The organism is Mycobacterium sp. TH-M82 (assembly GCF_057473605.1).
Window position 1 is genome coordinate 1 of sequence record NZ_JBYCKY010000045.1, and the last position, 9,813, is coordinate 9,813.

Sequence of the window (9,813 nt, forward strand, 5' to 3'; positions counted from 1 at the left end):
GGAGGTGGCGGCGCGGGTCAATGCGCTGCTGGATATCGCGCAGGCCAATCTCGGCGATGCCGGCGGCACCTATGTGGCCGCCGACGCCGCGGCGGCCAGTAGCTACACCGGGTTCTAGGCGAAAGGAGTTCAGCGATGACGCAGATCATGTACAACTATCCGGCGATGTTGGCCCATGCCGGGGAGATGGCCGGCTATGCGGGCACGTTGCAGGCGGTGGGTGCCGATGTCGCCAGCGAGCAGGCGGCGTTGTCGGCGGCCTGGCAGGGCGACACGTCGATGACTTATCAGGCGTGGCAGACGCAGTGGAACCAGGCGATGGAGGAGTTGGTGCGGGCCTATCACGCGATGGCCGGCACTCACGAGGCCAACACCTTGTCCATGCACGCCCGCGACGCCGCCGAAGCCGCCAAATGGGGCTAGGGCCATAGTGGGTGAGGTCAGGGCGGATCCCAACGCCGTCGAACTCACCGTCGAGCAGGCGTGGTTCATCGCGGAAAATATTGGCGCCGGGACATTTCCGTGGGTGCTGGCGATCACCATGCCCTATACCGACACCGGCGAGCGAGCCTCGTTCATGGCGCGCCAGAGCGATGAGCTGACCCTGATGGGTGTGGTCTCTGTGGGCGGCACCGTCAATCCGGCGGTGGCCGACTGGATTCGGGCGGTGTGCTTCCCGGACCGCTGGCTGGAGCTGCGCTATGTGGGGCCTTCCGTGTCCGCGCAGTCGTCCGCTGACGAGATGCTGCGCGGTATCATCGCGCGACGCGGTCACCGCGCCGGCAAGATCGGCAAAACGGTGGTCGCGCTGCGCAACGCTCAGTTGGTCACGTTCACCGCTATGGACATCGACGACCCGCGGTCGTTGGTGCCGGTGCTCGGTGCCGGGCTGCAACAGCGGCCGCCGGCCCGTTTCCATGAGTTCACCCTGCCGGCCCGAGTAGGGGTCCGGGCTGACGAGCAGCTGCGCAACGGCGTGCCGCTCGCCGAAGTCCTTGGTTACCTGGCTATTCCGGAATCAGCACGTCCGGTCGTGGAGTCGGTTTTCGCCGGTTCGCGCAGCTACGTCGAGGTTGTCGCGGGCTGCGACAACAACGGCCAACACACCACCGCCGAGGTGGGGATGAGCATCGTCGACACCACCGAGGGCCGGGTGCTGGTCAGCCCGTCCCGTGCCTTCGACGGCGAGTGGATCTCGACGTTTCAGCCGGGCACCGACTTCGCCATAGCCCTCGCGGTCGAACAGCTGACCGGCCTGCTGCCGGACGGGCAGTGGTTTCCCGGCCGGCGACTGTCCCGAGATTTCACTGCCCAGCCGTCCTAGCAGGAAAGAGAGCACCGATGTCTGAAACCCCGATGATGTCCGGCTCGTTTCGGTCGGCCATGCCGATCGTCCGTATCGCCGTCCTCGCTGACAGTCGACTGACCGACGTCGCACTTCCGGCCGAATTGCCGCTGCGTGAAATCCTGCCCGCGGTACAGCGTTTGGTGGGTCCAACCGCCTCTGACAGCGAGGCGGACATCGATCCGGAAGACGGCTCGACCACCCGGCTGAGCCTCGCGCCGATCGGCGGTGCGCCGTTCAGCCTGGACGCCAGCCTGGACACTGTCGGCGTGGTAGACGGTGACCTGCTAGCGCTGCGGCCGATGCCCACCGGCCCCGCGGCGCCGGGAATCGTCGAGGATATCGCCGATGCCACGGTCATCTTCTCCGGTTCGCGGCTCAAGCCCTGGGGACCGGCGCACATCCGGCGGGGCGCGCTGGCCGCGGGGGTCGGCTTGGTTCTTGCGGCCAGTGGGCTGGCGGTCGTCCATCGAGTGGTCACCGGCCAGCCGGTGGGCCTGCTGGCAGCCGGTGCGATTGCCGTGCTGACGGTGCTGGCCGCATGGGTCAGCCGGATGCGCTCAACGGGCACCGCGATGGCGCTGTCGGTTGTGGCGCTGGTGCCGGTCGCGGCGACGTCGACACTGTTGGTACCCGGTGAATTCGGGCCGGCCCAGGTGATGTTGGGTGCCGCCGGTGTCGCCGCGTGGTCGCTGCTCTGCCTTATCTCCAACGGAGGCGACAGCGGTGAGCGGCCAATCGCAATCTTCACCGCCACCACGGTGGCCTCGGTCGGCGTGCTGGCGGCCGCTGGTATCGAAACGCAATGGCACCTGCGGCTTCTCAGCATCGGTTGCGGTCTTATCACGGCGGCTCTGCTGCTCACGGTCGCCGCACCGCAGGCTTCCGTGCTGTGGGCGCGACTGCCGTTACCGGTGATTCCCGCGCCCGGCGACCCGACGCCGTCGCCCCCCTCCCAGCAGGTGCTGGAGGACCTTCCGCGGCGAGTGCGGGTTAGCGACGCCCACCAAACGGGGTTCATCGCCGGAGCGGCGTTGCTGGCCGTGGTCGGTTCGCTGGCGGTCGCGGCGCGGCCCGAGATACTGACGGCCTGGGCATGGTACGTGGTCGCAGCTTACGGGTTGGCATCCATTCTTCGTGCCAGGGTGTGGGATTCGGCCTGGTGTAAGGCCTGGCTGTTGGCTCAGCCGTACCTGACGGCTGCCGTGCTGCTGATGTGCTATACGGCGACCGGGCGCTACCCGGCGGCCTTCGGGGCGGTGCTGGTGCTCTGGGCACTAGCGCTGGTGTGGGCGGTGGTGGCGCTGAATCCGTCGGTGGCGAAACCGGAGAGCTATTCGCTGCCGATGCGCCGGCTGCTAGGTTTCCTGGCGTCCGGAATCGACGCTTCGCTGATCCCCGTCATGGCTTACCTGGTGGGCATCTTCAGCTGGATTCTGTCTCGATGACCCAATCGACCGTATCGAGCAGGAACATCGGAATCGGTCTCCTGGCAGCGATTCTCACGATGCTGCTGAGCAGTCCACCGGCGTCGGCGATCAGTCCGCCGGAGGTCGATCCCGCGGTCCCGCTGCCGAACGGCGCTCCGGGCCCGGTGCAGCCGATGGAGCAACGCGGCGAGTGCGTCAGCTCGGGTGTCCTGTCGGGGACCGATCCGGGTGTAGCGACCCCTGCACAGCTGATGATGAATCTTTCTGCGGCATGGCAATTTTCCCGGGGTGAAGGTCAAACTGTGGCCATCATCGGCACCGGCGTGCGCCCCGGGCCGCGGTTGCCGGCGGTAGAGCCGGGCGGCGACTACGTGGCGACGACCGACGGGTTGACCGACTGCGATGGTCGCGGAACGCTGGTCGCCGGGATCGTGGCGGGCAAACCCGGCGACGACGGCTTCTCCGGGGTGGCGCCGGCAGCCCGGCTGCTGTCGCTGCGGACCACGTCGGCGGCGTTCTCACCGCGGACCGGCGGTGCTGATCCGCTGCTGGCCCGGGCGGATATCGAGCTCACCGCGCTGGCGCGAGCGGTCGTGCACGCCGCGGATCTGGGCGCCGGGGTGATCAGCATCCCCACCGCCATATGTCTGCCGGTCGACCGCAACCTCGATCAGACCGCGTTGGGCGCCGCGCTGCGCTACGCGGCGGTGGAGAAGGATGCGGTGATCGTGGCCGCTGCGGGCGACACCGAGAGCAGTGGCCAAACCGGCGGATCGTGTGAGTCCAATCCGCTCACCGACGTCAGCCGTCCGCACGATCCGCGCAATTGGGCGGCAGTCACCTCGGTCTCGGCACCCTCGTGGTGGCAGCCGTATGTGCTGTCGGTGGCATCGTTGCGGCCGGACGGCCAACCGTCGGCGTTCACGATGGCCGGACCGTGGGTCGGCATCGCCGCGCCCGGCGAGGACATCGCGTCGGTCAGCAACCGCGACGACGGCGGTCTGGCCAATGGGCTGCCCGGCAACCAGGGAAAGCTGGTGGCGTTGAGCGGCACCGGTTACGCGGCCGGCTACGTGGCCGGGGTCGTGGCGCTGGTCCGCAGCCGGTATCCGGACCTGAGCGCCGTCCAGGTGGTGCGCCGCATCACCGCGACCGCGCACAATGCGGCCCGCGCACCGTCCGACGTGGTGGGAGCGGGCACCGTCGACGCGGTGGCCGCGCTGACCTGGGAACTGCCCGCAGACCCGGCGAAGGCGCCGGTCAAGCTCATCGCCGTACCACCGGCGCCGCAACCCGAGGATCCGGCGCCACGGATCGTCGCCTTCACCGGGACCGCGGTGCTGGCTCTGCTTGTCGCCGCCGTTGCCGCCAACGCCGCGATCACCGCCCGCCGGCGAAAGGAGACCCGTTCGTGAGCATGCTTCGATCTACCCTTCCCCGGCCGGGGCCGGCCCGGATCACCCTGGTGCTGCTGGCCGTGATACCGGCGGTGATGGGCTGTCCCTGGTCGTCGACGCGCGACCGCTGGGTGCTCGGTGCCGCCGTCGCGGTGTCACTGGCGTTGCTGGGCTGGTGGCGCGGGTTGCACGTCACCACGTTCCTGCGCCGCCGCGCCGCGATGTTGCGGCATCACAGCGGCGTGCACACCGACCGGCGACCGGGCTCCGATGTCAGGGTCACGGCGCTGCTGCGGGTCACACCGTCCGGCACTGGGCCGGGTGTGCTGCCGCTGTCGCTGATCGCTGGATACCTGGACCGCTACGGCCTTCGCGCCGACGCGATCCGAGTCACCAGCCGCGATAAGCGTTCCGGGGCGGATGCAACGCAGCGCGACACCTGGATCGGGCTGACCTTCTCGGCCACCGAGAACCTCGCGGCGCTGCGTGCCCGCTCACCGCTGATCCCGTTGCAGGCAACCGCGGAGGTCGCGGCGCGCCGGCTGGGCGCTGACCTCCGCGAGCTCGGTTGGGAGGTGGCCGGCGCCGGGCCTGACGATGTCCCGAAGCTGTTCAGTGCCGGCGCGCGAGAATCCTGGCGGGCGCTGACGGACGCTGACGGAGATTTCGTCGCGGCCTACCGAATCGGCGTTGACCGCGCGTTATCCGATACTCTCGCGCACATCCGCGCCGATGGCGCCCTGCAGACCTGGATCGCGGTCGAGATCGCCGGCCACGCGGATCACCGCAGCATCGCCGCCGGGTGTGCGTTGCGCACCGGCGAGCGGCCATCGGGCGCCGGCCCGCTGCCCGGGCTGGCCCCGCAGCACGGCCGCCACCGCGCGGTCCTGTGCGCGCTGCACCCACTGTCCGGGGTACGGCTGGACGGGCACACCGGCGTGGCCGCCGACGACATCGCGGCGTTGCGCTGGCCCGTCCAAGCCGAGGTAGCCGAGGTGGCCGAGGTGGCCGGGGCAGCTGGGGTCGCTACCCGAACATGAACCTGTGCAGGAAGCGGGTCATCCGGCGCAGGTAGGCAGGCTGGCTCACGTGCAGCATGTGATTGCCGGGGAACCAGTGCAGCGCGCAGCGATCCCAGTGTTCCCAGAGCATCTCGGCTTGCTCCGGGGGTGCGAGCCGGTCACCGAGACCGGTGATGATCAACCGGCGTTCCCTGGCCACCAGCGGCGGGTAGTTCAGTGGCGAGTGGTAGGCTGCCGCGGCGGCGAACTCTCCGCGGCCGACGCGGCCCAGCCGGTGGCCGAGACTGAACACCTTGTTGGCGGGGAACCAGTCGTCGATCTCCGATTCGATCGACACCACCGGGACGTTCGGGATCACCGCCTGCAACCGGTCGTCCACGGCGGCCAGCAGCGCAGCGGTGTATCCGCCGAGTGATATGCCGGTCAGCGCTATCCGCTCGACCCCGGTGGACAGCAGATAGTCGACCACCGACCGGAAGTCGTGGACAGCTTGCGCCATTGCCTCGGCGAATCCGGACATCCCGTGCGCAAAATAGCCGTATCCGCTGAACGGGGAGTATTTTTCGGCACGGTGGCCGTGAAACGGCAAAGTGTACAAGAGCACGTCGTAGCCGGCCCGGTGAAACCACGGGAGTGCGAAGAACACCCCGTTGAAGAGATACGCCGAACCCATGAAGCCGTGGATGGCACACAGCGTCGGGCGGGGACCGTCGTCGTGACGCCAGTGCTGGGCACGCACCACGTTGTTGTGGGTCAACGTGCGCCAGCGGTCACGCATCGCCGGATTGACGGCTTGGAAGCTGCTGGCGAACCCGATGTTTTCGACGGTGCCGTGCGCGATGCGTTCGGCCAACGGGTTGGCCCGGCGCGACGAGATCCGGGGCAGCACGGTGGGCTCAGGAAACGATTGTGCCGCGCTCCGGTCGGCTGCGAGTTCGGCGTAGTAGCGCAGGTTGTCCCGCTCGTGGCGGACTCGGCCGCGCCCCATAGCGGCGGCCAGCACGGTCGGAATCATCGCCGCACCGACCATTGACGCGACCGCGGTCCGCAGTCCGATGTCGGCGATCGCCGAAGCGTCGACGATCAGCCGTTGGCGTGCCGAGAGTGCGGCGCGCTCCGGCAGCCCCTGTGCGCCGGCGTCGGCGCCCGGAACATCGGGAATCGGGATGAGCGGGTCGACCGGGCTGGTTTCAGACGTCACGGCTCGGATGGTAGTCCCTTGTCCTCGGGCTCGACGGCGAACAGCCGTGCCGCATTGTGGTGGAAGACGCCGCGCAGCCAGTCGTCGTCGATCCCGGGCAGCCGGATAAGAGCAGTCATCGCCTCGCTGTAGGCGTACGGGATGTTCGGAAAGTCGCTGCCGAACAGGATGCGGTCGCCCGCGTCGCGCAGTCGGTGCTGCTCTGCCGCCGGAAACGGCATGGTCTGGTTGACAAACGGCGTGAAAGCCATCGTGGTGTCCAAGCGCACCCGGGCGAAATACTGGCAGAGACTCAGGAATTCGCTGTACTCCGGCATACCCATATGCGCGATGATCAGGGCCAGTCGCGGATACCGGCGCAGCAGGCGGTAAATCGGTTCGGGACCGGTGTGCTCTCCAGCTACTGGGCCGGAGCCGCAGTGGATGACCACCGGGGTGCCGGCATCTTCGATGACGCCCCAGACCTCTTCCAGCAGCGGATCATTCGGGTCGTAGCGGCCCACCTGGATATGGGCCTTGAAAACGCGGGCACCCGTGTTGATCGCGTCGGTAACGTAGCCGGCGGCGCCCGGCTCCGGGAAAAACGTCGCGGTGGCCAGGCAATCCGGAGTAGATCGGGCGAAGTCGGTAGCCCACTGGTTCAGCCACGCCGCCATCTTCGGCTTGTGTGGATAGACCAACGAGGTGAATCGTCGCACACCGAACCTCCGCAGCGTTGCGATGCGCTGGGATTGGCTGGCGCGGTATATGACCGGCCAGCGGCGTCCGACCATCGGGCCAGCCGAGTCGAAATAGTGCCAGACCTTGTCCAGCACGGATTTCGGCATGAAATGGGTGTGCACGTCGATCATTCCGGGCAGGCCCAGCCCGGACCAGATCTCCCGGACGGCCGCGGCCTCGTCGTCGTGGACGTCCACGTGCCCGCCCGGTACGTTGTCGCTGATTGCCGCCACCTTCCCAAGCTTGCCGGTTGCGCCCCGTCGGTCGAGGCTATCGTGCACACCGTGGAGACACCGATCACGGGATGAACGGAGTTTCATCATGAAATTTGCCGTCAAGTGGTTTCTCACGCTGGCCGCGGTGGGCGGCTATGCGGTGACGTGGCTGGGCTACCGGCAGGGCTGGGGCTGGCTGGCCGGGCTCGACTCGTCGACTTTGGGCACCGGGTACGACATCGGAGTCACCCACCCGGGCTGGGTGTGGTTCTGGGATGTGGTGTGTACGATCTTCGCGCCGGCCGTGTTTCGGGTGCTCGGCCTGGTGGCGGCGGTGGCTTCGCTGGTGAAACACCGGGTGCGGGTGGCGCTGTTCGTCGTGGTCAGCGTGGAGCTGAGCGGGCTGGTCAGCGAGGCGGCCAAGGGCCTGGCCGGCCGGCCGCGGCCGGCGACGGCGATGGTGGCGGTGTCGTCGTCGTCGTTTCCGTCGGGACATGCCCTGGGGGCGATGGTCGGGGTGGTGGCGCTGCTGGCGGTGACGCTTCCGGTGCTCAGCCGTCCGGTTCAGGTGGCCGCCGTCGTGGCAGGAGCGCTGATCGTGATCATGGTCGGGCTCGGACGGGTCGCCCTGAACGTGCATCACCTGTCGGATGTGCTGGCCGGCTGGGCGCTGGGCTACCTGTACGTCGGAGTGTGCGCGCGGCTGGTGCGGCCGCTCGGTCGATGAGGCCGCAGCCGAGGCTGGATAGACTCGACCTTCATGGCCGATGCCACTGCGACGCCGGACTCGATCGACAGTATCGTCTGCTCTCGGCAGGGCTGCACCACCACCGCGACGTGGGGGATGCTGTGGAACAATCCGAAGATTCACACCCCGCAACGGCGGAAAGTCTGGTTGACCTGTGACGATCACCGGCAGTATTTCCGCGATTACCTGTCTTTGCGCAACTTCTGCAAAAAAGAGGTGCCAGTAGACGAACTGGAGTGCAAGCGGGAGGACTGATTCCGTGCGCTATCGTCGCCGGATGCGGCAATGTCAAGCGACCGTGACCCAGCCGTGTCTAAACCTTTACTTGACCCTCAAGCGTCGGCTGACCGACGATGAGACGATGCGCGAACTGCTGAGCGTGCTGTGCGTCGCGATATGTGCGGCCGGGGTATCGCTGGTCGCCGCACCGGTCGGCGCCGCTGTCGTGGGCCCATGGTTCGCCCGCTCCGTCGGAAACGCCACCCAGGTGGTTTCGGTTGTCGGAGTTGGTGGTTCGCACGCGAAGATGGATGTCTACCAGCGCACCGCGGGCGGCTGGCAACCTGTCGGCGTCGGTATTCCGGCCCATGTCGGCGCGGCGGGCATGGCACCGCATGCCAAGAGCGGATACCCGGCCACCCCGATGGGGGTGTTCAGCCTGCCCTATGCGTTCGGCACCGCTCCGGACCCGGGCGGGGGACTGAAGTACGTGCAGGTCGGGTCCGACCACTGGTGGGATGGCGATGACCGGAGTCCGTCGTTCAACACGATGCAGGTTTGCGAAGAGGTGCAGTGCCCGTTCAGCACCGGCGAGAGCGAGAATCTCGACATACCGCAGTACAGGCATGCGGTGGTGATGGGCGTCAACGACGCTCGCACCCCCGGCGGCGGTGCGGGGTTCTTCTTACACACCACCGACGGCGGGCCGACGGCGGGGTGTGTGGCGATCAACGACGACGCGCTGGTGAACATCATCCAGTGGCTGCGTCCCGGTGCGCTGATCGCGATCGCGCAGTAGTCGAGCCCTAGGCTCTGAGTCAGGCGAGCGCGGAACCGGGCTTCACCGTGAAGCTGATGTCCGCCAACGACATCGTCGCCTCGTAGGTGCGGTCGTATCCGGTTGCGCTGATCTGCCAGCCGTCAGCGGTGCGCCGGTAGCGGTCGCGGTAGAACGCCGCGCCGATCAGCATGAAGTCGGCCTCCGCGACGATGACGCGATCCTGCAGGTACCAGGTGCCCGACGCCTCATCGCCGGTCACGGTGATCTCCGGATGGGCCACCCGGTGTTCGGTGATGACGGCCGGGCCCAGCGACGAACGCAGGTAGTCCACCAGGTCGGTGCGGTCGGTGAAGCGCAGCGGGCCGGTATGAATCGAGGATCCGTAGTCGACGACGACGTCCTCGGTCAGGGTGGCGGCGAAGTCGTCCCAGTGCTTGGTGTCCAGCGCCCGCAGATACCGGTATTTGACCCGCTTGATCGCTTCGATGTCGGTGGTCGGGTCGGGCGGTTGAGGGCTCATCACTTGGTCATTGCAGCACATCGGCACGCCATGGTGCCGGGCGGAGCGTTATTTTTGATGCCATGACGCAAGCCCGCAGCAGATACGCGACCCTGTCTCGTGACGAGCTGGCCATCATCGTTCCCGAGCTGCTCCTCATCGGGCACATGATCGACCGCTCCGGCATGGCCTGGTGCATCCAGGAGTTCGGGCGCGAGGAGATGCTGCAGATCGCC

General features: G+C 67.7%; 11 protein-coding genes and 2 pseudogenes. 10 read left to right on the plus strand and 3 right to left on the minus strand.

Annotated features, from left to right (window positions below):
* From AC2VON_RS01470 to eccE, 6 genes and pseudogenes are all read left to right on the plus strand, one after another.
* A pseudogene (locus AC2VON_RS01470) lies at positions 1-118 on the plus strand (type VII secretion protein EsxS); the annotation flags it as partial.
* A gap of 17 nt (positions 119-135) precedes the next feature.
* Complete coding sequence (locus AC2VON_RS01475) at positions 136-423, plus strand: WXG100 family type VII secretion target (RefSeq protein WP_486951343.1); 288 nt, start codon at positions 136-138, stop codon at positions 421-423.
* A 7-nt stretch (positions 424-430) separates the two neighbouring features.
* A complete protein-coding gene (locus AC2VON_RS01480) occupies positions 431-1,324 on the plus strand; it encodes an ESX secretion-associated protein EspG (protein WP_486951344.1) in 894 nt (297 codons plus the stop codon).
* 35 nt (positions 1,325-1,359) lie between these two features.
* A complete protein-coding gene (gene eccD, locus AC2VON_RS01485) occupies positions 1,360-2,793 on the plus strand; it encodes a type VII secretion integral membrane protein EccD (protein WP_486951350.1) in 1,434 nt (477 codons plus the stop codon).
* Positions 2,790-4,190 (plus strand): type VII secretion-associated serine protease mycosin, encoded by a 1,401-nt coding sequence (gene mycP, locus AC2VON_RS01490; protein ID WP_486951345.1) that lies wholly within the window; start codon positions 2,790-2,792, stop codon positions 4,188-4,190. The genes eccD and mycP overlap by 4 nt, the downstream gene beginning before the upstream one ends.
* Positions 4,191-4,192: 2 nt before the next feature.
* A complete protein-coding gene (gene eccE, locus AC2VON_RS01495; RefSeq protein ID WP_486951351.1) occupies positions 4,193-5,212 on the plus strand; it encodes a type VII secretion protein EccE in 1,020 nt (339 codons plus the stop codon).
* On the opposite strand, the gene AC2VON_RS01500 is transcribed toward eccE, so the two are convergent.
* Together AC2VON_RS01500 and AC2VON_RS01505 are read right to left on the minus strand one after the other, a co-directional pair.
* Positions 5,199-6,395, minus strand: coding sequence for an alpha/beta hydrolase family protein (locus tag AC2VON_RS01500; protein ID WP_486951346.1), 1,197 nt, complete (start codon positions 6,393-6,395; stop codon positions 5,199-5,201). The genes eccE and AC2VON_RS01500 overlap by 14 nt on opposite strands.
* Positions 6,392-7,246 (minus strand): amidohydrolase family protein, encoded by an 855-nt coding sequence (locus tag AC2VON_RS01505; protein ID WP_486951352.1) that lies wholly within the window; start codon positions 7,244-7,246, stop codon positions 6,392-6,394. Before AC2VON_RS01505 ends, AC2VON_RS01500 begins: the two co-directional genes overlap by 4 nt.
* Before the next feature lie 190 nt (positions 7,247-7,436).
* Here AC2VON_RS01505 and AC2VON_RS01510 point away from each other — a divergent pair, with 190 nt between their 5' ends.
* The 3 genes from AC2VON_RS01510 (at position 7,437) to AC2VON_RS01520 (ending at position 9,096) form a co-directional block, all read left to right on the plus strand.
* Positions 7,437-8,057, plus strand: a complete 621-nt coding sequence (locus tag AC2VON_RS01510) for a phosphatase PAP2 family protein (protein ID WP_486951347.1) — start codon at positions 7,437-7,439, stop codon at positions 8,055-8,057.
* A gap of 33 nt (positions 8,058-8,090) precedes the next feature.
* Positions 8,091-8,333: a hypothetical protein gene (locus tag AC2VON_RS01515; protein ID WP_486951348.1), complete on the plus strand. Its 243-nt coding sequence runs from the start codon at positions 8,091-8,093 to the stop codon at positions 8,331-8,333.
* Between the two features lie 106 nt (positions 8,334-8,439).
* Positions 8,440-9,096 carry a L,D-transpeptidase family protein gene (locus AC2VON_RS01520; RefSeq protein ID WP_486951353.1) on the plus strand — a complete coding sequence of 219 codons (657 nt, stop codon included), beginning with the start codon at positions 8,440-8,442 and terminating at the stop codon, positions 9,094-9,096.
* A gap of 19 nt (positions 9,097-9,115) precedes the next feature.
* Here the strand turns inward: AC2VON_RS01520 and AC2VON_RS01525 are convergent, their stop codons facing one another.
* Positions 9,116-9,619, minus strand: coding sequence for a nuclear transport factor 2 family protein (locus AC2VON_RS01525; RefSeq protein ID WP_486951349.1), 504 nt, complete (start codon positions 9,617-9,619; stop codon positions 9,116-9,118).
* Between the two features lie 41 nt (positions 9,620-9,660).
* On the opposite strand from AC2VON_RS01525, the pseudogene AC2VON_RS01530 reads away from it, so the two are divergent.
* Positions 9,661-9,813 (plus strand): annotated as a pseudogene (locus tag AC2VON_RS01530) (hypothetical protein); the annotation flags it as partial.